We start from the raw sequence: 22,224 nt of genomic DNA on the forward strand, positions 1-22,224 counted from the left end.
TGTTTTTAGCCCCCCTTACTCTTTACCTAGGGGAGTAGATTTGATGAATTCTATAGTGTACCCACTTTTCTTTCAAGAGAACATATGGGATGTATTTTACTCTGTTCGCAAACTCTGAGCGGGGTTTGCAACCGCTGCCTTCACTGCTTGAAATCCCATAGTAAAAAGGGCAATGACCAGGGCCATTCCGCCGGATACTATAAACACCCACCAAGGTATTTCTATTTTATAGGCGAAATCTTGCAGCCATTTATTCATAAAATACCATGCAACCGGTGTCGCTATCAACATGGCTATTACAATTACCATCACAAAATCGCGAGCAAGCATCTGTACAATTTCACTAATGCTTGCACCCAAAACTTTCCTAATCCCAATTTCTTTTGTTTTCTGTTGGGCTATGAACGCTATTAACCCCAACAACCCCATACAGGCAATAAATATGGTCAAGAAAGAAAACACCCCAAACAAATTTGCCTGTCTTTGGTCTGATATATATGCGGTATTTAAATCATCATCCAAAAAAGAATATTCAAAAGGCACATTTGGTTGATAGTCATTCCATTTTTTTTCTATAGAAGACATCAATTTTCCAATATTTTCCGAACTCACCTTTAAAGTGATGTAGGAAACGCCAGTTTCATAACTCCCTGAGGTATTCGAAAACAATGCGAATGGTGTAATATGACTATGCAACGATTCTAAATTAAAGTCCTTTAAAACTCCCACCACTTTGTATGATTCCATTTTACCGCCAGGATACTGAATCATTCTTCCAATAGGGTTTTCCCATCCTATTTGCTTTGCTGCTGCTTCATTGATCACAACTGACAACGAATCATTGAAGTTATTATCAAACGCTCTACCTTTTATTAACTTTAAATCTAGGGTCTTCATAAAATGTTCATCAACCAGGTAAGATTGTAATATAATATCCTTAGCGACCTTTTCGTCAGAATTAGATGCTTCTGGAAAGTAAAAATCACCAAAACTACCTCTGGTAAGCATACCTGAAGAAACGGCAGCATTTTTTACTTCTGATAGCGCCTCTAGTTCCGATCTAAAGGTTTTTTCGCTACCGTCCAATTTTTCTGCATTACGAATTACAAGCAAGTTTTCTTTATCATAACCTAAATCACGGTTTTGTGTATAGTTCAATTGCAGATACACAACACTAGTTGCTATAATCATGATTATGGCAACGGTAAATTGAAAAATCACTAATCCGTTTCTAATAATACCGTCTTTACTGTTAGCTACTTTAGAAACCCCTTTTAAAACATTTGCCGCTTTAAAAGAAGTTAGATAAAACGCTGGATAAATGCCCGCCAGAAGAGCGGTAAATAAACTAAGACAAATAATAAATAACCAAATACCATTATCATATATAGAATTGAAATTAATGGTTTTACCAGCTAACTGATTAAATAACGGCAAAAACACCCATACCAACACTACAGCTAAAAACGTGGATACTACGGTATAAAAAATGGCTTCCGCCAAAAACTGTTTTATAAGTTGAATTCTGGGAGAACCCAGCACTTTTCTAATACCAATTTCCTTACTTCTCTTAGAGGCCTGCGCTGTAGCTAAATTGACAAAATTAACCGAGGCCAGTATTATAATAAAAAGCGCAATTATTGCAAAAATGTATAAATTCTTAACACTGTTCTGTTCAGTAATTGCAGATTCAATATCATTAGAATGTAGATGAATATCGGTTAGTGCCTGCAAGTGTAAATCCCATTTGTTCCCATTTTCCAAAAACTCTTCATACGGCTGCCCTATCCTGTCAAAAGCATTTGCTGCATGTAACCTAATCAATTCTGGAAACTGTGATTCTAAATGATTAATCACTTCTGGGTTTGCCGCCGCTTTTTCAGTCAATTTCACATAAGTAGCCATTTGTAACCATACCCAACTCCAATTAAATCGTTTTACATTTGAAAAATTTGAAACAGGAACTAGTATATCAAATTCTACAGAGGTTTGTAGATTGTCCATATCTTCTAAAACACCCGTAACCTTCAACGGTATTCTTTCCTTTCCATAAAAAAGAATTTTACCAAGCGGATCTGCATCTCCAAAATATTTCTCTGCAATACTATTGGTTATAACTACACTGTTCCCTTCTTGCAAACTTTTTATGGGATCACCCTTTAACATAGGATAGCTTAAAACCTCTAAAAAATTGGCATCTACCGCAAATACGTTTTCTTCGTTGAAAATTTGTTTTTCAGAACCATTGGAATATTCAAGAACATCAACCCCGGGTCTGTATATACGAGTATAACTTTCAATTTCAGGAAAATTGGCAACCAAAGTCTCACCTGCTGGCGGAGGTGTATAACCCGCATAGAACTCATCATCGCCCATTTTACCATTTAAATTGACCCTATACACTTGGTCCGCATCATTAAAAAAACGATCATAGCTTAATTCATCGTTTATAAAAAGGGCTATCAAAATAACACAGGTTAAACCAATTGCAAGTCCAGCTATATTAATGATACTATTGCCCTTATATCTAAATGCATTTCTAAAGGCGATTTTTAAATAGATCTTGAACATGATTTTTGTTTTTTGATGATGAATTATTCTTTACGCAAGCTTTTTAAAGGCTGTATCAGCGCAGCGCCTATAGATTGATAGCTTATGGTCAAAATAGCTATGGTCAGTGCAATGAATCCTGCGATAAAGAATATGCCCCAACCAATAGTGATGTGGTAGGCAAAATCCTCTAACCAACGGCTCATTAAATACCACCCTACAGGTATGGCAATGGCGATAGAAATTATAATCAGTTTCATAAAATCTACGGTAAGCAATTTATAGATGCTTTTAAACGGAGCCCCTAAAACCAAGCGGATGCTGATCTCTTTTTTACGTTGTTCTACCATAAAGGCAGATAGTGCAAACAAACCTAAACAAGCAACTAAAATGGCGAACAGGGCAAAGCTGTTGAATATTTTACCCATACGTTCCACATCATCATGCATATGGCTGAACTCTTGATCTAAAAAACTATAATTAATGGACTGACTGGGCACATTTTTATCCCAAACCGAAGTAATTGAAGTCAAGGCTTCATTCACATTTCCTTTTTCCAACTTTAGCGATATAGACCCTAAATCTTTACCGATTACGAGCGATAGCGAAGAAATATCTTCTTTTAAGGACTTAAAATGAAAATCATCTATTACACCTATGACCTTAAACTGTTGACCGTTATTGTTTAGTTCTTTGCCAATAGCGTTTTCCAAGCCCAATTCACGTTGCATATTGGCGTTTATAATAATTGAGTTCAAAGCATCAGACGCAAATTGCTTAGAAAAATCTCTTCCTGTTTTAACCGTAATACCAAGCGTTTTAATGTAATCATAATCTACTCTCCAGATTTGGGCAGGTATACCTCTACCTTCATTTCCTTCATCTTCCCTTCTAAATGTATTACCGTTTCTACTACCACCATCTACCGGCAAATAATTAGAAATGGTAGCCGATTTCACTTGTGGCAATTGAAGTAGTTGTTCTTTAAAATTTTCAGCACTTTCCCCTAAGATTCCGGTACCTTCTAGAACAACAACCTGTTCCTTATCATACCCCAATTCTTTTTGAAGAATAAAGTCCATTTGTTTGTAAATAATCAAAGTGGCAATGATCAGTACTACCGATGTGGTAAATTGAAAAATAACGAGTCCGCTCCTTAATTTGCCACTTTTACTGCCAATACTAAGACTTCCCTTTAAAACATTTACCGGTTTAAATGCCGATAAATAAAATGCCGGATACAAGCCCGCCAAAGCACCTACCAAAAGAGCAGCAACTATTATTACCGGAACAAACCACCAAGCAGACCAAGGCATTTCTATAGTTTTAGATGCCATGTTGTTAAATGTTGGCAGTAATGCCCAAGCCAATAACACGCCTAATAGAAAAGACACAAAACTAAACATCATAGATTCGGTCAAAAATTGCGTTATCAAATTGCTTTTAAAAGCACCAATGGTTTTTCTTAAGCCAACTTCTTTAGCCCTATTGGCAGACTTTGCGGTAGAAAGATTAATAAAGTTGATTACCGCCAATAATAGCACAAAACCGGCTACAGCGGCAAAAAGCCAAACAAAACGAATATCGCCGTGTTTAAGTCCGTCTGACATTTTAATATCCGAATACAGATGAATATCGGTTATGGGCTGTAGTTTGTACTTCATGGTTCTAAGCACCTCAATAAAGTCTGGAGCACGCCCTCGTTCGCGCTGTGCAGGTATAATATAGTCTTCAACAATAGAAACCATTTTTTGTTCCAATTCCTGCACGTTCGTACGGTCATCTACCAACACATAGGTAAAGTAATTCTGGTTGGTCCAGTTTGCATTGGTATCTTCTATAGGTAGAAGAAAGTCATAGGCTAGATGTGAGTTTTTTGGAGCATCTTCCATGACCCCGGTTACCGTATACGGAGTACTCTCATCATTATCTAAAATGATGGTTTCGCCCAAAATTTTATCCCCATTAAAATACTTTGCCGCTTTGGATTCCGATATGACAATACTTTTTGGATTTGCCAATGCGGTTTTAGGATTACCTTGTTGCAACTTCACCTCCAAAAGTTCAAATGCTTCTTGATCCGCAAGCACAAATCCGGTTTCCAAGTTATTTTGAGCTGCCCCAGCTAAGCGAATACCGCGTTTACCTGCCCCAAAAATTTCAATTGTATTTATTTTCCCTGCCTTTTTTATTTCTGGAAAATCATTTTGCAAGGCTTCTGCAAAGGGTAATTGAAAGTGAGTGCTTTTCATGACTTCACCTTTGTACATGCCTTCTAACACTACCCTATATAACTGATCTTTTTTGGTATAGTGCTGATCATAACCCACTTCATTGTGAATGAATAAGGCTATTAAAAGACAAGCCGCTATACCAACAGCAAAGCCACCAATTTTAATGGTAGCAAATAGCGTATCCTTCTTAATACTTCTCCAGGCTATTTTAAGATGGTTTCTGAACATGGCTCTCGTTTTTATTGACTGATGATTAAATAATTATCCGTGATTAAGGGATAAGTTTGGTTGGTTTGGTTTGTTGGTCGATTAGTAATCTTCACTTCGGCTCCGCTCAGTGAACAGAATTAATGATTGATTGATGAATAAACTCCCTTACATCATGGCACCTATAGCCCTATTCTGACTTTCAGTTACGATTTGACCGTCGAATAGATTTACAACTCTATGCGCGTAGTGTGAGTCTCTGTCCGAGTGTGTTACCATTACTATTGTGGTTCCTTCTTGGTTTAATTCTGTCAACAAGTTCATTACCTCAATTCCGTTTTTAGAATCCAAGTTACCCGTTGGCTCATCGGCAAGTATCAATTTCGGATTGGTAACCACCGCTCTTGATATTGCCACACGTTGCTGCTGACCACCTGATAATTGCTGGGGAAAATGTTTTTCCCTATGTGCTATTTTCATACGTTCCAGCACTTTCATTACTTTCTCCTTACGTTCTGCCTTTCCCATTTTCAAATAGATCAATGGCAGCTCTACGTTTTCAAAAACGGTAAGCTCATCTATTAAATTAAAGCTCTGAAATACAAAACCTAAATTACCCTTACGCAGTTGAGTACGCTCGCTCTCTTTTAAGCCTCCCACTTCATTACCTGCAAAATTGTAGCTACCCTCCGTTGGGTTGTCCAACATACCAATGATGTTCAATAATGTAGATTTACCACAACCAGATGGTCCCATAATGGCAACAAACTCGCCATCTTCTACTTTTAGGTTGACACTGTTCAATGCCAAGGTTTCTACTTCTTCTGTTCTAAAACTCTTTTTTAGGTTTGTAATGGTTATCATGTTTCTTTCTTTTTGATTGTTATAATGATATTGAGTTTCCCCAAATGTGACAGTTTTTATTTTAAGACAATTCTTTCCTACTTTCTACCCTTCGACTACGCTCAGGGTTCGAAACCAAACACTTAAGGTAGCTGAGCGGAGCCGAAGCTATTTTAGTACAATTCTTTCCGCTTCCCCGAAGTTATCGTAGTTACTAGTTATTACTTTTTCCCCTGGTTCCAAGCCTTCCAATACTTCATAGTATCTAGAATTCTGTTTTCCTATTCTTATATTTCTTTTTATGGCTTCTCCGCCATCTGGATTTAGTACAAATATCCATTGACCGCCGGTACTCTGAAAAAAGCTTCCTTTTGGTAATAAAAGCGCATCATTAGATTCTCCCAATTGTAATTTAATATTGTAGCTCTGTCCTGAACGTATGGTTTCTGGCTTATTATCCGTAAATACCAAATCCACCTTGAACCTACCATTTCTAACTTCTGGATATACTTTTCTTAATCGTAATGGAAATTCTGCGCCATTACGCTCTAAAACCGCAGTAAGGTCTCTTTTTACACGATCAATATAATGCTCGTCTATATCTGCCTCTATTTTATAATCTGTTAATACGTTGATTTGCCCTATACGCTGCCCTTGGGCAATACTCTGACCAATTTCAGCATCTAAAAATCCTAATTGACCATCTGCAGGAGCACGAACATTTAAATGGTCCAGCCTTTGGTACACCATACCCAATGTTTTTTGCATACGTGCCAAATCTGTATCCAGGCCCCTTAGTGAAGTTTCGCGTAACTCATCATCCTGCTCGGTCTGTAGCTTTACAATTTCATGCTGCTTTTGAGACAGTTCATAGTTTTCTTTTGATAATTGATAGGCTTCCCTAGATATTAATTCCTCATCGAACAACGCTTTGTTCTGCTCGTAATTTCTCTTTAACCGCTGCAGATCTGTACTTGCCGTTGCCAATGACTTTCTACCTTCTACTTGTCTAGAATCGAAATTCAATTTTGTGGATCTTAAATCGTTTTGCTTTAATGCCAGGTTACTTTCACTCGCCAAAATCTGTTCGTACAGATTCATGTTTTCCAGCTTTAAGATGATATCGCCTTTTTTGACCATAGCACCTTCTTCTATTAACTTTTCGCTTACACGACCACCTTCATAGGCATCCATATAAATAGTTGCAATAGGTGCAACGTTACCGTTAATGGTAATATAATCATCGAATTTTCCTGCAGACACCTCAGCAACCGAAAGTTTATCTTTCTCGGTTCTAAATGTGGATACCGAACTGGCAAATAACAGTTGGTAACCTACAAATAGTAGCAATACACCCAGAGCAATGTAACCGTAGTGTTTTGGTTTTAATCCTTTTTTCTTTTCTAATTTTATATCCATGGTAATCGTTTGTTCGTTCTTCGTTATTCGTTTGTTCGTTCCAAATAAAAATTTAGTTGGCTTCAATATTAAATACTGGTAGTCCTCGGTAAAAGTCCAATGTGCTTTTATTGATCTCTGAACGTAATTTTACCTGTAAATTCTCATTTTGTGCACTAGCATATAAATTTTTGGCGGTAAAAAGCTCTAAAGCATTTATCAGTCCTTTTTCATATCTTTTTTGAGCAATGGTAAAGGCTAAATTCTGCGCCTCCATTTTTTGGTTGCTCTGCACCAATTCTACCAATAATGAATTATAATCTTGCACTAATTGCTGAATGGTTTGAAACAACTCTTGCTCTTGTGTCTTTAAATTATTCTCTGCACGAAGCTTTTCTATTTTAGATTGCTTCACCTGTGATCGTGCAGACCAACCGTTACTAATGGGCACACTTAAATTCACTCCAATATACTGCGAAGTATTGTCCCTAAATTGTTGCCTAAACGGTAAGGTTTTGCCAAGCGTGTCTCTCGTAGTTTCAAAATACCCAGTACCAATTCCTGCAAAGAAAGAAAGTGACGGATAAAATCTTCCTCTGGAGACCGCAACCTGTTTTCTTGCTGCTTTAGCTCTTAATTCCTGTGCTTTTATCAATGGTAAAAACTCGCGAGCTTCGGTGTAAACAGAATCAGATTTAATTTCGTTAACCATTGCATCTGTTACCACTTGCGGCAATTCATTTGTAATTTCAATTTCAGAGGTATTCTCCAAGTTCATTTCTTGGATCAAGGTTAATTTTGCCGTCGCCAGTTGATTGGCACTTTGTGTTACGTTCAATTTATCGGTCAATAGTAACGACTCTGCCTCATAAAGATCGGCACCGGCTTTTAAGCCTAATTCTACCTGCTTTTCTACCAAGTTGTAATTGGTTTGCGAAACCGTTAACTGTTCTTTTGAGATTTCTACCAATCCTTCAAAAAACTGAATATCATAAAACGCTTGCATTACCCTAAATGCCAGTAAATATTTTTGTTGCAATACATCTTCTTTGGTTGCTTTAAACAACAATTTAGATGCTTTAATGGCATTTATTTTTTGAAATCCCTGAAACAAATCAATGGAGGACTCCAATGAATAATTATTAGAGTAGAAATCCTGATTTACAAATGTTCCCGTATTAGGATCTTCTGCCCTACCATAATTAACAAGATAACTAGATGATGCATTTACCGATGGCAACAAGTTACGAACTGATTGTCTATAGGTTTCTTTATTAGATTGATTGGTATACTTAAAATCATTCAACTGTAAATTATGCGCTAAGGCATATGAAACACATTCATCTAATGTCCAACTTTCTTGAGCAAATACAGATGCCCAAATGGTCAGCAGTAAAAGTGTCGTTATTTTAAATTTTTTGTTCATTTCTTTATTGGTATGCCATTCTCTATACTATATGCGTGCCATAATTTTAAATTATTGATTTACAAGCATTTAACTTGTAATAAAATTTGACAATATTTTATCAGTGTAAAAATGTTGTACAGATATTGTCAAAATTTTTTACAGTAATATGAAAATACAAACTTCTATGTGTAGATTTAAATGAGTTAAAAAGAATGTAAACATGATCGATGCCAAGATTCTTGTAATAGATGATACCAAAAGCGTGCTCAGCGCATTAGAAATACTATTACAGTTTGAATATAAAAGTGTACAAACCATTTCTAACCCTAATTTACTTTCATCTTTTCCCAACCTTAAGGAAATAGATATCATATTATTGGATATGAATTTTTCTGCCGGAGTGAATACCGGTAACGAAGGATTGTATTGGCTGCGAGAAATTAAGAAGAAGGCTCCGCACATATCGGTTATTATGATGACGGCATATGGTGCCGTTGAGCTTGCAGTAGAAGCCATTAAAGAAGGGGCAACAGATTTTGTATTGAAACCTTGGAATAACGAACGACTTTTAACTACGGTTAAATCTGCCTACGAGCTTAGAAAATCACAGAAAGAAGTACAGCACTTAAAACAGAAAGAGAGTAACCTAAAACAGGTTATTAATCAGAATTCCAATTACATCATAGGTAATTCAAAAGCACTTAATAGTGTACTGAGCCTTGTGCAGAAAGTTGCCAAAACCGATGTAAATATTCTAGTAACCGGGGAGAACGGTACTGGAAAGGAACTTATAGCCAGAGAACTTCATAAATCATCTGCCCGAAATAATGAGGTTTTTATTTCGGTGGATATGGGTTCTATTTCTGAAAATTTATTTGAGAGCGAACTTTTTGGCCACGTAAAAGGCTCCTTTACAGATGCCAAAGATGACCGTGCCGGTAAGTTTGAAGCTGCCAATGGAGGTACTTTGTTCTTAGATGAAATAGGGAATCTTTCTTTGCAGATGCAAGCCAAATTATTATCGGTCATACAAAACAGAGTAGTGGTACGGGTAGGATCAAACAAACCCATACCTGTAGATATAAGATTGGTATGTGCAACCAATTGTAATTTAGAACAAATGGTGGCAGACGGACTTTTTAGAGAAGATCTGTTATATAGAATAAATACCATTCAAGTACAGGTGCCTGCATTGCGCGATCGTGATAATGACGTTTTGGTTTTGGCAGATTATTTTCTGAAAAAATATGCCCACAAATATGGTAAACCAAGTTTAAAAATAAACCAAACTGCACAAGAAAAACTAATAACCTACCCATGGCCAGGAAACGTAAGAGAACTTCTACATACTATGGAACGTGCCGTAATCTTATCTGAAGGAAATGTACTAAAACCAACTGATTTTTTATTGGACGCAAAACCAGCCGTTGCCATGGAAGCCGGACCAAAAACCCTTGAAGAAATGGAATTGTTGATGATAACCAAAGCCCTTAACGACAATGACGGCAATTACAGTGCCGCAGCGGACCAATTGGGTATTTCCAGACAAACACTTTACAATAAACTTAAAAAATCAGGGAAATAATGGTCAGCAAAAGCATATACTACCAACTTGTATTTCGCATTGTTCTCATTGCTATTTGTGCACTTTGTACCGCTTTTCTTTTTTCTAAAGAACAGTATTTACTCGGTGTTATTTTAACCGTTGTATTTATAGGATTGGTATACGCTCTTATACATTACGTAAACCAGACGAATAGAAAAATAGCCTATTTTTTTGATGCTATAAAAAATGAGGATTTTACCCTACGCTTTCCCGAAAAACTAAGCGTAAAGTCTATTGAAGAATTGAACCATAGTTTGAATATGTTAAACAATATGATTCAAGATATTCACCTTAAAAAACAGGCGCAAGAACAATACTACCAAGAGATTTTACGACAAGCGGATATTGGCATATTTACGGTAAATGATAAAGGACACATTCTCTACGCCAACCCTACCGTGCAAGATTTGCTCAATTACAGACCTTTAAACCATGTAAAACAATTAAAGCAAATAGATCCTGGTCTTTATGGCTTGTTTGAAAATCTACAACCGTTTGAAAGTACCATACACTCACTTGGCAATGAACGAGGAAAAAAAGAGCTAACGTTAAAATGCACCCCAATTTCCATTGAAGGACAGCAACTACTATTAGTCGTCGTTCATGATATACAAAAAGAATTGGATGACAGAGAAACAGATTCCTGGGCAAAGCTTATACGTGTACTTACGCATGAAATCATGAATACCATTACACCAATAACCTCTATTTCTGAATCTATTTTAAAATACTTTAAGAAAGGAAATGAACTGACTACCCCAGAAGAATTTGGAGAACTACAAATAAAGAATTCCGCCAAAGGTCTTGAGGTCATTAAAGAACAGGGCAATGACCTTATGAGTTTTGTACAGTCTTACCGTACTTTTTTAAGTGTACCTGAACCTGACAGGGAGCTAATACCAGCGACCAAAATTTTAGAAAAAGTACGCCTCCTACTACAAGAATATACCAATGCACACGACATCACTCTTGAGGTAATCGCAGAACCTGAAGATCTAGAACTGTATATTGATGAAAAACAACTTACCCAAATACTCCTAAATCTGGGAAAAAATGCACAACAAGCGTTAGAAGGTCAAGAAGAAGGAAAAATAGTGATCACGGCAGGTGAATCTCCACAAGGCAAGAAATATATTACCGTAACGGATAATGGTCCTGGTATTTCTCCTGAAATGTTAGATGAGGTTTTTGTTCCATTTTTTACGACCAAAAGTACTGGTACCGGAATAGGGCTTAGTTTAAGCAAACAGATTATGCGTTTACATGGGGGATCAATACGCGTAACATCAAATGAAACAACGACGTTTACGTTAACCTTTCAATAGCATTATAATTCCGCTTTAAGCTCAGTAAACGGATCCCAGAAATGTTTATCCAAATCCACTATTTGCAGATCTTTAATTTGAACACCTTCTGCCTCTAACAATTGCTGCATAAGGTTGGAACCGTCAAAATGGTGTTTTCCGGTTAATATCCCAGCCTTATTGACGACCCTATGTGCAGGTATATCATCCATAGTGTGAGATGCGTTCATTGCCCAACCTACCATTCTTGCACTACGTGCCGCACCCAAATATTTGGCAATAGCACCATAGGAAGTTACCCTACCTTCAGGAATTAACCGTGCCACCTGATATACTCTTTCAAAGAAATTCTCATTTTCAGGTTTCATGGCATCCTATCGTTTAATTAAATAATCGAAAAGCAGTAATGATAAATAGCAATACCATTAATCCGCTTAAAATATAATTACTGTTCTTAGAGAATGAAGCCGCTCTATGCTCCCATCTATTGAAATAAATAACATATAAATACATTGCCAAAAAGGTACCACTACCCGTTGCCAATATAAATAGTACCTCATCTATAATTTCATAGGTCATAATACCCTGAGAGTGAAACACAGTATTAAGTCCGCTGTAATAAGGTATGGCCAGTAGGTTAATGAGCGCCAAGAACACCCCTTTTGAAAAACTGTTTCGTTTTTTGGTCTCCACCAACATTAAAGGTTTACTTTTCTGATTTCTCCCTTTGATAAAAAACACGATCGCCAATATAAAAAAGATGCCCAATGCCAATTGTAGCAACACCTCTATAACATGTTGATTTCTTGATATTAGTTTGGCGATACGTACAGCAATATAGGTCTGTAGCATTACGGCCAGTGCTACTCCCAATCCAAAAATAATACCATTTGCCTTACCTTTCTCCACACTGGTCTTGGCTGCATTTAAGTTGAGCAGACCTGGTGGCAATGATGCAATAAAAGCTGCACCAAAAGTAAAAACAAACAAGGTTGGTAGTTGTTGCATTGATTTAGTTTACCCTGAACCTAATAAAGGTTATAGGCTTTCCCTTTTCAAGATACTGATTTTCATAGAAAGTCTGTATTTCTAACACCTCTTTAGGACTGCCTTCATTTTTGTATACATCATGGTTAGCATACAGTACCTCTAAACCAAGACCATGCAATAAGCCCAAAGTATACCCGTGCATAAACTCGCTATCTGTCTTTAAATTAACCGTTCCTTCTGGTTTTAAAACTTGTTTATAGCGCTCCAAAAATGTAGCATTGGTCATACGGTGCTTTGTACGCTTATATTTTATTTGCGGATCAGGGAAGGTAATCCAAATTTCAGAAACTTCGGCCGCACCAAAAATATGATCGATCAGTTCTATTTGTGTTCGTATAAAGCAAACATTGGGTAGATCACCTTCAATAGCTTCTTTGGCTCCTTTCCAAAAACGGGCACCTTTGATATCTATACCAATAAAATTCTTGTTTGGAAATTTCTTTGCCAAGCCAACGGTATACTCACCCTTACCACAACCCAATTCCAAAACAATAGGATTGTCATTTTTAAAGTGTGTATTCCATTTTCCCTTTAATGGAAAACCACCTACCACCTCTTCTCTGGTTGGCTGAATTACATTTGAAAACGTCTCGTTTTCCTGAAATCTTTTTAACTTATTCTTACTTCCCACAATGATTACATCTAAACTGGGGCAAATCTAAGAAAAAAGCAAGGGTTAGCGATTATTGTACTTCCTCTATTTGAACTATACTTTTCTCTAATGTAAAAGAAAACTCAGATCCTACCTCTACGGCACTTTCTACGTAGATTTTTTCGCCATGTGCCTCTATAACATGTTTTACTATGGCAAGCCCTAAGCCAGAACCGCCTTCACGACGGCTACCACTTTGATCTACCCTGTAAAAACGTTCAAAAAGTCTTGGTATATGTACTGCCGGTATACCTTCTCCATTATCGGTCACCCTTACAATAACCTTGTTCTTGACAAGATTTTCTACGCTCACTTCTGTAGTACCGTTAAAGTTGCCGTATTTAATGGAATTTACCAACAAATTGGTAAGAACCTGTTGAATCTTTTCTTTATCGGCAAAGACAAATATGGGATCAATATATTCCATATCAAAAGTAAGGGTGATGTTCTTCTTTGCCGCTTTCATTTCCAATAGATCAAAAACACTCTGTATTAAATCTATAATATCAAAAGAACGTTTTTCAAGATTAAGATCCCCTACTTCTAACTTTGTAATAAGGTCTAGATCTTTTACGATATAAATTAAACGATCTACTGCTTTATTTGCCCGTATTAAATATTTCTTGCGTACGTTCTTATCATCAATGGCACCATCTAACAAGGTCTCTATATAACCTTGCACCGTAAATAATGGTGTTTTTAGCTCGTGGGAAACATTGCCCAAAAAATCTTTACGGTATTCTTCACGAATCTTTAAGGTATCAATTTCAATTCTTTTGTCCTTGGCAAACTTTTCTATTTCTGCGGTTAGGGTTCTCATATCCGTTGTTACAGGATACGAGGGTATGGTACTGGACTCTAACAATTCAACATCATCGTATATTTTCTTAATACGTTTATAAATGAATTTTTCTATCCTTAACTGCAATGTTATAAAGGAGATAACAAAGAAAAACAGTGCCGCAAACATCAAAATACCCCAGTTTATGGTACTAAATCTCCATTGTAATACGGCCAATACAGAAATGCCGATTATTACAATATAGAGCGATGATCGAAATGCAAAGCGATATGATTTTTTTGAACGTAAAGGCGCTGCCATTTAGAGTACAAACTTATATCCTACTCCCTTTACGGTTTTAAAATGGTCTTCACCTATTTTCTCACGGAGTTTTCTAATGTGTACGTCTATTGTTCTACCACCAACAACCACTTCATTACCCCAAACTTTATCAAGAATGACTTCTCTTTTAAACACTTTACTAGGTTTAGACGTTAACAAGGCCAACAATTCAAATTCTTTTCTTGGCAAAATAATCTCTTTACCTTTTTTAATGATCTTATATTCTTCCCTATTAATGACAATATCACCTACCTTGGTAATATCTTCTTGAACGTTCTCCTCATTTTTAATTCTTCGAAGAAGTGCGTTTACCTTACTTACCAAAACTTTGGGCTTAATAGGTTTGGTAATGTAATCATCTGCCCCGGCATCAAAACCGGCTACTTGAGAATAATCTTCTCCCCTAGCGGTCAAAAAGGTTATTATGGTACTTTCCATACCCGGTGTTCTTCTTAAGATTTCACAGGCCTCTATACCGTCCATCTCTGGCATCATTACATCTAACATAATAAGATGTGGCAGTTTTTTCTTAGCCTTCGCAACACCGTCCGTACCGTTCTTAGCAGTATAAACGTCGTATCCTTCTGCGGATAGATTATAACCTATAATCTCTAGGATGTCTGGTTCATCGTCAACTAAAAGTATCCTAATATCCTTCTTTTTCATGGTTTTTAAAATGGATTGATTCGCTCAAAAGTAAAGATAATACTATTACTGATAAGGTAGTTAACATTCATTTAATGTAGTAACATTTAGATAACATTAACAAAATAAATGTTTAACATGGATCTAACCCGAAGATTACAACCTCTCTCTTTCTTTGCCGCTGATTAAAGAATCAATATATATAATGAACAAATTACTAATTTTTGCATTCCTTATTGTCACTATTATTTCAAATGCTCAAGACACGGGAAGCATTGTCGGAACACTTACTGACAAAGAATTGAACAACGAGCCATTACCATTTGCAAACGTATTATTAAAAGGCACCACAAAGGGTACCACTTCAGATTTTGACGGCTTATACGAGATATCGGCTATTGAGCCTGGGACTTATACTGTAACATTTAGTTATTTAGGTTACGAGACGGTTGAAATTCCTAATGTAGAAATTATAGCAGGAAAGGTTACTACAATTGATGTCCCTTTAAGTGCATCGCAAGGTGTATCACTTGATGAAGTAACAGTGACAACTGTAGCGCGAAAAGATTCTGAAACAGCTCTTCTTTTGGATCAGAAAAAAGCTATTGAAATTAAAGAGAGCATAGGTGCCGTAGAGCTTGCTAAAATTGGGGTATCAGATGCAGCAACAGCAACTACAAAAATATCAGGGGTTTCTAGTAGTGAAGCTTCTGGAGATGTATTTGTACGAGGTTTGGGCGATAGATATTTATCCTCAACTTTAAACGGACTTCCCGTACCATCTGATGATATTGATAAAAAGAACATCAACCTTTCTTTGTTTCCTACACGTGTTCTACAAAATGTAAGTATCAGTAAAACTTACGGTGTTGAAGGATCTGCCGATCAAGCCTCTGGTAATGTAAACATTACTTCTAGAGAATTAGCAGGTTCAAGTGAACTTGCTATCGGAGTTTCCGGAGGAGTAAATTCAAATGTTGTGAAAAGCGGCGTGTATGACAACTTTAAAATATCGCAGAATAGCAAGAATACTACTTTTGGGTTCTACGACCAAAACCTATCTACGCAACAGCTGATCACCAATCAAGGATGGAACACTTTAAGACAGGAAAACCCTATAGATTATTCCATGTCCATTGCAGCAGGTAAAAAAATTGCAGATAAACTTGCCGTTTTCTTTACAGCTTCACACTCAAGGTCTTTTGAGCATAGAGAAGGTTTGTTCAGACAATTCAGGTCTAATTTTATTGACGACACCATTACCGATGCTACAACTTACCAAAAGAAAATTGTCAACACGGCATTACTTGACCTTACTTACTTGGCCAATGCCAAACATAAAATTAAATCCAGTACCTTTTTTGTAAACAAATTGGATGAGAATGTTTTTGAAGGCGGACGTAACGGGGAAGCAACAATCTTTGAAGAAACTAGTCCTAGCGAAGGTCTTTTCCAATTTATTAGAGATCAGAATACAAAACAAACCAGACTATTGGTAACCCAGCTAATAGGTAGACACCAAATAGGCGAAAAAAACACATTGCAATGGGCTGCAGGATATAATTTACTAAATGCCAATGAACCAAATAGAATTAGAAACGAAGTAAACTTTGACCCAGACGGTACACTTGTTCAATTAGGTAGAAATGGTGGTTTTCAACAACGTAAGTCTAGCCAAGAAATCGATGACAAAGAATTTAGTGCCTTTTTAAAAGACGAACTAAAAATTATTGACGAAGACACCAAGAACTTTAAATTAAACTTTGGTATTTCCTATAGAAACAAAGAGCGTGATTTTAGTTCGGAATTTGTTGGTGTAGAAGAAGTAAGTACCAACGCAGTAAACCCAATATCTATAGATAATCTTGGTGCTATATTCCGTCAATCTTACTTTGACGTCGGTCTGTTAGAAATTAATCTTTTAGGTTCAAATGCAAATGGCGAAAGAAAAGATATCTATCTAGGTACACTAGATTCTAAGGCTGCATTCTTTTCTTTTAATGTAGGTCTTGATAAATGGAACTTTGACGCCGGTCTTAGATTTCAGAGAGATGAAATTGAAGTTGCATATGATATAGGTAACCTATCACCTAGAACAGGAGAAAGTAACCAAGATTACAGCAATTTCTACCCAAGCCTAAATATTAAATACACCATTAACGAACTGCATGCGTTACGTTTAGCGGTTAGCCGTACTATTACACTTCCGGAATTTAAGGAAATTGCACCTTTCAGTTATGTATCTCCAACAGGACAAATAAGTCGTGGTAACCCAGATTTGATTGCTTCAAAAGACATTAATATGGACTTAAAGTGGGAGTATTTTCCATCTGCAGGTCAATTAGTTTCTGTCGCCGCGTTCTACAAAGATATATCTGACCCGATCAACAGAGTAAGAGAAAGAGGTTCCGCAGGAATATTCTCTTACTTCAATTCAGGCGAAAAAGCTGAAATTTTCGGTCTTGAAGCAGAAACCAAAATAGATTTAGTTACACCTACATACGACGACGACAATGGTTCTGAATCTGGTTACAATTTAAATATGGCATTAAATGTAACCCGTATGTGGCACCAACAAGACTTAAAAGAAATCTATAATGAAAACGGCAACTTACTTCGAAGCTTTCAATATAAAGGAATTACCGAAACCGATTTACAAGGTGCTTCAGACTGGATTTTTAACACAAGTTTGAATTTTGATACTGCCGGTGACAACCCATTTGCTGCATCTTTAAATGCCAATTACGCTTCCGATAAAATCTACTCTTTAGGCGTACCAACCGACCAAACTAACAGAGATATTTTTTATGACGATGCTATTATTGAAAATGGCTTCGTTGTGTTGAACGCTCAAATAAGCAAAGAATTCGGAGAGCACATAAAAGTAAGTCTTACGGGAAAAAATTTATTAAATCCTGAAATTAAACAAACTCAGTTAATTAAAAGCCCGGTAACAAATATTGAAACTGAACAAACCGTAAGCTCATATTCAACAGGTATGGGTATTAGCTTAGGTCTTAATTACAAATTTTAATTAGATCACTCAATAATCACTAATCTTTAATTTTAATTATTTAAAATGTTTATTATGAAATTGAAAACAAGAAATTTTGTAAAAGTTTTTGCCCTAGCAGCAGCTATTACTTTTGCTAGCTGTAGTAATGACGACAATGATCCAGATGATGGACCAGATGCGGTTGCCCCTACATGTACCGATGGTATAAAAAATGGTGATGAAACAGGAGTTGATTGCGGTGGTTCTTGTACTGCATGCGAAGCAACAAACCCAGAAGAAAGTACTACTTTAACTGGACAATTATCAGAAGAAAGAACTCTTGACGCCTCTAAAACTTATACACTGGAAAAAAACTACAGTATTGAAGCTGGGGGTAAATTAATAATACCTGCAGGTACTGTTATTAATGCAACAGTTGAGTCTGGTGATGAAACTGAAACTTATATCGTTGTTCAAAGAGGTGGAGAAATAGATGTACAGGGTACAGCTGCTGCGCCGGTAATTATGCAATCTACAGGTGGCGAAGCAGGTCAATGGGGTGGTTTGGTATTATTAGGAGATGCCACTACTACTGAAGGTGTTGATGCTACTGCAGAAGTTGGAAACTTTAAATATGGTGGATCTAACGATGCCGATAATTCCGGATCAATCAGCTACTTGATCATAAAACATGCAGGTGCTCAGATTAACGCCGAATCTCAGTATAACGGGCTTACATTATATGCTGTAGGTTCTGAAACCAGTATTGATAACGTTGCAATGATCGACGGTGATGATGATGGTGTTGAGTTTTTTGGAGGAACTGTTTCTGCTTCTAACTTATATTTCGAAAACAACCAAGATGATTCTATCGACTGGACAGAAGGTTGGAACGGTACTGTAACCAATGCTTACGTACTTCATACAAAAGAAGGTTTCTCAACTGCAGTTGAGGCTGATAAAGCAAACGGAAATCCTAGTTTAATAAACTTTACCGCTGTTTCAACCGTTGGTGGTACGGCTTTACAGTTCAAAGCTACTTCTGGCGCTACCATTACAGGTCTTTCTTTAAGTGGTTACGAAACTTCTATAGACATGAAAGACGATGGTCCTTTGGCTAATGTTGTCATTGAAGGCGAAGCTGGTAATCCAGATAATAGCTACAATGCAAATGCAACTGTAGACGTTGCAATTTTTGATTGGGTAAATACAGATGCAGCTGTAGGGAGCAGCATTTTGACAGGAAACTTAACCAACGACCTTACCTTAGATGCAAGCATCAACTACCTATTATCAAAAAATTATAGTGTTGAGGATGGCGCTACGCTAACCATTCCTGCAGGTACAACTATTAGTGCACAAGTTGAGTCTGGTGACGAAACTGAAACTTACATCGTTGTGCAACGTGGAGGTAAAATTGTAATTGAAGGCACAGAAGCGAATCCTGTTGTAATGACTTCAACCAATAACAACCCTGGAGATTGGGGAGGTTTGGTAATTTTAGGAGATGCAACTACTACTGAAGGTATAGATGCTACTGCCGAAGTTGGTGATTTCAAATACGGTGGTACTAACGATACAGACAACTCTGGTTCCATAAGCTACTTGATTATTAAAAATGCAGGAGCACAAATCAATGCCGAGTCTCAGTATAACGGTCTTACGCTTTATGCTGTAGGTTCTGAAACAACTATTGACAACGTTGCAATGATCGATGGTGAAGATGATGGTGTTGAGTTCTTTGGCGGCACAGTTTCGGCTTCAAACTTATACTTTGAAAACAACCAAGATGATTCTATTGACTGGACAGAAGGTTGGAACGGTACAGTAATAACCGCTTACGTTCTACATAATGTTGAAGGTTTCTCAACTGCTGTGGAAGCTGATAAAGCTAACGGAAACCCTAAGTTAATTGACTTTACAGCAGTATCTACTGTTGGTGGTACGGCATTACAATTCAAAGCCACTTCTGGTGCTACTTTAACCAACGTAAGCCTTTCTGGTTATGATACCAATGTTGACATGAAGGACAATGGTCCTTTGGAAAATGTAATTGTTGACGGAACTGCTCTTACTTCAACTGAAGATGACGTTTTTAACGGAACTGCTGTTGATGTTGCAATTTTTGCTTGGGCAACTGACAATTAATTAACAGTATTATATTCTATTTAAAAGCCCGCAATTTGCGGGCTTTTTTGCATTTCATCGAAAAATTTAGAAGAAAGGGTCTACCACATTGACATTCAGTCATCAATATTTATATATTTGTGGTATACAATTTGTATTGTAGTAGCGTATGAAGCACCTTTACCTAATCATCTTTTTTATATTTACTTCCTTCTGCTATGGGCAAAGTACCCAAAGCAATGGTGATATAGGTGGCTTTACCATGTACCCCAACCCGGTTACCACAGGTAAAGTTTACATTTCTACCAATCTCAACGCTCCAAAAGAAATTTTTATATATGACGTTTTTGGAACCTTGTTATTAAAAACGACCATCCTAGGCAAGGAGTTAAATCTATCTGATTTAGATGCGGGCGTTTATGTATTACGTGTTCTTGAAAAGGACAAAATGTGTACACGTAAGTTGATCGTAAAGTAAGCTTAGTCCCTACTACCCACAACTTTTCTAACAAATCACCATCGGTTAAATACACATATTTACGATGAAATGCAAAGGCTATTTCATTGACCTACATAAAATTAGCTTTCACAACATTTTCAGTGTACCAGTTACACTTCTATCTACATTTGTAGTGTTGATCCCAAATCAATACAAAATGAAGAAAATCTACTTAATGTTATTTATGGTAGTCTCCGTTGGTTTATATGCCCAAGACACCATAGACATCAACAACTTGGACAATGATGAAATTACCGGATTCAAATTATACCCAAATCCGGCAATTGCAGATGTTGTTTATGTTACTACGCAACAGAACTCTTTAAAGGAAATTAGAGTATATGATGTTTTTGGCGAATTAGTATTGACCGATAAACTATCTGCCAAAGCATTGAATATTTCAAGACTTTCACCAGGCGTATATGTTGTTCAAGTGACCGAAAACAACAAATCCATTACCCGTAAACTCGTAGTGAAATAAAAGCTTACTTAATTACGGTACAAATACATAAAAATAATTTGGTTCAGTACCTTTGTCCCCATAGGCAAGAACCATGGAACACAATGCTATTTTTGACATACGCACGGCAGATGATTTTTTACATCATGCATTGCGTATTTTTAAGTTTCAACACACGCACAACCCAGTGTACAAAGCTTTTTGCTCCTATTTAAATACAGACCCCAATGCTGTTCAAACTTTAGAACAGATTCCGTTTTTGCCCATTGAGTTTTTCAAATCTAAAAGTGTTCTCAGCTCAACTGATGCTGCAGAAATAACCTTTACCAGTAGTGGTACTACAGGAAGTGAAACAAGTAAACATCATGTTACCGATCTTAACCTATATGAAGAAAGCTATTTAAAGGCATTCAATCATTTTTATGGTGATATTGAAGATTATTGTGTGCTTGCCCTTTTACCTTCTTATTTGGAACGTACTGGATCTTCACTGATCTATATGGCAGATGATTTGATCAAAAAATCAAAGCACCCAAAAAGTGGCTTTTTTCTATATGAATATGAACAGCTTTATAAGCTACTTGGTGAGCTACAAAAAACAGATACCAAAATATTGATCATTGGGGTATCTTTTGCTTTACTGGAGTTTACAGAGCAGTATCAATTAGACTTAAAGAATGCAGTAGTAATGGAAACCGGAGGCATGAAAGGTCGCCGAAAAGAAATCGTAAGACAAGAATTACATGAACTACTTTCTAAAGGTTTTGGTGTACCACACATACATTCTGAATACGGAATGACAGAACTACTTTCTCAAGCCTACTCTAAAGGTAACGGTGTTTTTGATTGCCCTTCTTGGATGAAAATTTTGGTAAGGGACACTGAAGACCCGCTTACGTATTTAAAGAACGGTAAATCTGGCGGAATGAATGTCATTGACCTTGCCAATATCAATTCTTGCTCGTTCATTGCCACACAAGACCTTGGAAAAATCAATCATGATGGTACTTTTGAAATAATCGGTAGATTTGATAATAGTGATGTACGTGGCTGTAACCTTATGGTGCTTTAATTGTTCAAATAATTTTTAATTATACGTTTTATAAAACCAAGACGTTGTGTA

Annotated in this window: 17 protein-coding genes; 7 read left to right on the forward strand and 10 right to left on the reverse strand. The window is 36.8% G+C overall.

The genetic code is table 11. From position 1 onward, the window contains the following. Positions 1-96: 96 nt before the first annotated feature. From VBZ51_RS06435 to VBZ51_RS06455, 5 genes are all read right to left on the reverse strand, one after another. Entirely contained in the window at positions 97-2,571 is a 2,475-nt protein-coding gene (locus VBZ51_RS06435; protein WP_416576418.1) for an ABC transporter permease, read from the reverse strand. 23 nt (positions 2,572-2,594) lie between these two features. Beyond that, the gene (locus VBZ51_RS06440; RefSeq protein WP_416576419.1) at positions 2,595-5,012 is read right to left on the reverse strand and encodes an ABC transporter permease; all 2,418 of its coding nucleotides are present in this window, start codon (positions 5,010-5,012) and stop codon (positions 2,595-2,597) included. Between the two features lie 147 nt (positions 5,013-5,159). Continuing rightward, a complete protein-coding gene (locus tag VBZ51_RS06445) occupies positions 5,160-5,855 on the reverse strand; it encodes an ABC transporter ATP-binding protein (protein ID WP_058104953.1) in 696 nt (231 codons plus the stop codon). A 147-nt stretch (positions 5,856-6,002) separates the two neighbouring features. Further along, positions 6,003-7,253, reverse strand: coding sequence for an efflux RND transporter periplasmic adaptor subunit (locus VBZ51_RS06450; protein WP_058105135.1), 1,251 nt, complete (start codon positions 7,251-7,253; stop codon positions 6,003-6,005). 52 nt (positions 7,254-7,305) lie between these two features. Beyond that, the gene (locus tag VBZ51_RS06455; RefSeq protein WP_416576420.1) at positions 7,306-8,658 is read right to left on the reverse strand and encodes a TolC family protein; all 1,353 of its coding nucleotides are present in this window, start codon (positions 8,656-8,658) and stop codon (positions 7,306-7,308) included. A gap of 202 nt (positions 8,659-8,860) precedes the next feature. Here VBZ51_RS06455 and VBZ51_RS06460 point away from each other — a divergent pair, with 202 nt between their 5' ends. Further along, positions 8,861-10,225, forward strand: coding sequence for a sigma-54-dependent transcriptional regulator (locus tag VBZ51_RS06460; protein ID WP_058104951.1), 1,365 nt, complete (start codon positions 8,861-8,863; stop codon positions 10,223-10,225). Further along, positions 10,225-11,571, forward strand: a complete 1,347-nt coding sequence (locus tag VBZ51_RS06465; protein ID WP_074670227.1) for a sensor histidine kinase — start codon at positions 10,225-10,227, stop codon at positions 11,569-11,571. The genes VBZ51_RS06460 and VBZ51_RS06465 overlap by 1 nt, the downstream gene beginning before the upstream one ends. A 2-nt stretch (positions 11,572-11,573) precedes the next feature. Here the strand turns inward: VBZ51_RS06465 and VBZ51_RS06470 are convergent, their stop codons facing one another. The 5 genes from VBZ51_RS06470 to VBZ51_RS06490 all read right to left on the reverse strand — a co-directional run bounded on the left by VBZ51_RS06470 (position 11,574) and on the right by VBZ51_RS06490 (position 15,041). Then, positions 11,574-11,918, reverse strand: a complete 345-nt coding sequence (locus tag VBZ51_RS06470) for an MGMT family protein (protein ID WP_074670228.1) — start codon at positions 11,916-11,918, stop codon at positions 11,574-11,576. Between the two features lie 13 nt (positions 11,919-11,931). Continuing rightward, positions 11,932-12,558, reverse strand: coding sequence for a LysE family transporter (locus VBZ51_RS06475; RefSeq protein ID WP_099190987.1), 627 nt, complete (start codon positions 12,556-12,558; stop codon positions 11,932-11,934). A 4-nt stretch (positions 12,559-12,562) separates the two neighbouring features. Next, positions 12,563-13,231: a tRNA (guanosine(46)-N7)-methyltransferase TrmB gene (gene trmB / locus VBZ51_RS06480; protein WP_210708290.1), complete on the reverse strand. Its 669-nt coding sequence runs from the start codon at positions 13,229-13,231 to the stop codon at positions 12,563-12,565. 52 nt (positions 13,232-13,283) lie between these two features. Next, a complete protein-coding gene (locus VBZ51_RS06485; protein WP_394332431.1) occupies positions 13,284-14,222 on the reverse strand; it encodes a sensor histidine kinase in 939 nt (312 codons plus the stop codon). Positions 14,223-14,354: 132 nt separating this feature from the next. Next, on the reverse strand, positions 14,355-15,041 hold the full coding sequence (locus tag VBZ51_RS06490) for a response regulator transcription factor (protein WP_058104945.1): 687 nt from the start codon (positions 15,039-15,041) through the stop codon (positions 14,355-14,357). Between the two features lie 184 nt (positions 15,042-15,225). Between VBZ51_RS06490 and VBZ51_RS06495 the strand changes: the two genes are divergently transcribed. The 5 genes from VBZ51_RS06495 (at position 15,226) to VBZ51_RS06515 (ending at position 22,173) form a co-directional block, all read left to right on the forward strand. Continuing rightward, positions 15,226-18,054 (forward strand): TonB-dependent receptor domain-containing protein, encoded by a 2,829-nt coding sequence (locus tag VBZ51_RS06495; RefSeq protein WP_416576421.1) that lies wholly within the window; start codon positions 15,226-15,228, stop codon positions 18,052-18,054. Between the two features lie 54 nt (positions 18,055-18,108). Beyond that, on the forward strand, positions 18,109-20,163 hold the full coding sequence (locus VBZ51_RS06500) for a hypothetical protein (protein WP_416576422.1): 2,055 nt from the start codon (positions 18,109-18,111) through the stop codon (positions 20,161-20,163). Between the two features lie 148 nt (positions 20,164-20,311). Further along, positions 20,312-20,620, forward strand: a complete 309-nt coding sequence (locus VBZ51_RS06505) for a T9SS type A sorting domain-containing protein (protein ID WP_058104942.1) — start codon at positions 20,312-20,314, stop codon at positions 20,618-20,620. 178 nt (positions 20,621-20,798) lie between these two features. Then, complete coding sequence (locus VBZ51_RS06510) at positions 20,799-21,122, forward strand: T9SS type A sorting domain-containing protein (protein WP_058104941.1); 324 nt, start codon at positions 20,799-20,801, stop codon at positions 21,120-21,122. A 73-nt stretch (positions 21,123-21,195) separates the two neighbouring features. Beyond that, the gene (locus VBZ51_RS06515) at positions 21,196-22,173 is read left to right on the forward strand and encodes an acyl transferase (protein ID WP_416576423.1); all 978 of its coding nucleotides are present in this window, start codon (positions 21,196-21,198) and stop codon (positions 22,171-22,173) included. The last annotated feature ends 51 nt before the right edge of the window (positions 22,174-22,224 follow it).

Source organism: Maribacter sp. HS, assembly GCF_048059195.1.
Classification (GTDB): Bacteria; Bacteroidota; Bacteroidia; order Flavobacteriales; family Flavobacteriaceae; genus Maribacter; species Maribacter dokdonensis.

What these genes read in the sequence shown, in the direction of transcription:
- VBZ51_RS06435 (WP_416576418.1), bottom strand. Translation starts at nt 2,571, where the DNA reads ATGTTCAAGATCTATTTAAAAATCGCCTTTAGAAATGCATTTAGATAT.
- VBZ51_RS06440 (WP_416576419.1), bottom strand. Translation starts at nt 5,012, where the DNA reads ATGTTCAGAAACCATCTTAAAATAGCCTGGAGAAGTATTAAGAAGGAT.
- VBZ51_RS06445 (WP_058104953.1), bottom strand. Translation starts at nt 5,855, where the DNA reads ATGATAACCATTACAAACCTAAAAAAGAGTTTTAGAACAGAAGAAGTA.
- VBZ51_RS06450 (WP_058105135.1), bottom strand. Translation starts at nt 7,253, where the DNA reads ATGGATATAAAATTAGAAAAGAAAAAAGGATTAAAACCAAAACACTAC.
- VBZ51_RS06455 (WP_416576420.1), bottom strand. Translation starts at nt 8,658, where the DNA reads ATGAACAAAAAATTTAAAATAACGACACTTTTACTGCTGACCATTTGG.
- VBZ51_RS06460 (WP_058104951.1), top strand. Translation starts at nt 8,861, where the DNA reads ATGATCGATGCCAAGATTCTTGTAATAGATGATACCAAAAGCGTGCTC.
- VBZ51_RS06465 (WP_074670227.1), top strand. Translation starts at nt 10,225, where the DNA reads ATGGTCAGCAAAAGCATATACTACCAACTTGTATTTCGCATTGTTCTC.
- VBZ51_RS06470 (WP_074670228.1), bottom strand. Translation starts at nt 11,918, where the DNA reads ATGAAACCTGAAAATGAGAATTTCTTTGAAAGAGTATATCAGGTGGCA.
- VBZ51_RS06475 (WP_099190987.1), bottom strand. Translation starts at nt 12,558, where the DNA reads ATGCAACAACTACCAACCTTGTTTGTTTTTACTTTTGGTGCAGCTTTT.
- VBZ51_RS06485 (WP_394332431.1), bottom strand. Translation starts at nt 14,222, where the DNA reads ATGTTTGCGGCACTGTTTTTCTTTGTTATCTCCTTTATAACATTGCAG.
- VBZ51_RS06490 (WP_058104945.1), bottom strand. Translation starts at nt 15,041, where the DNA reads ATGAAAAAGAAGGATATTAGGATACTTTTAGTTGACGATGAACCAGAC.
- VBZ51_RS06495 (WP_416576421.1), top strand. Translation starts at nt 15,226, where the DNA reads ATGAACAAATTACTAATTTTTGCATTCCTTATTGTCACTATTATTTCA.
- VBZ51_RS06500 (WP_416576422.1), top strand. Translation starts at nt 18,109, where the DNA reads ATGAAATTGAAAACAAGAAATTTTGTAAAAGTTTTTGCCCTAGCAGCA.
- VBZ51_RS06505 (WP_058104942.1), top strand. Translation starts at nt 20,312, where the DNA reads ATGAAGCACCTTTACCTAATCATCTTTTTTATATTTACTTCCTTCTGC.
- VBZ51_RS06510 (WP_058104941.1), top strand. Translation starts at nt 20,799, where the DNA reads ATGAAGAAAATCTACTTAATGTTATTTATGGTAGTCTCCGTTGGTTTA.
- VBZ51_RS06515 (WP_416576423.1), top strand. Translation starts at nt 21,196, where the DNA reads ATGGAACACAATGCTATTTTTGACATACGCACGGCAGATGATTTTTTA.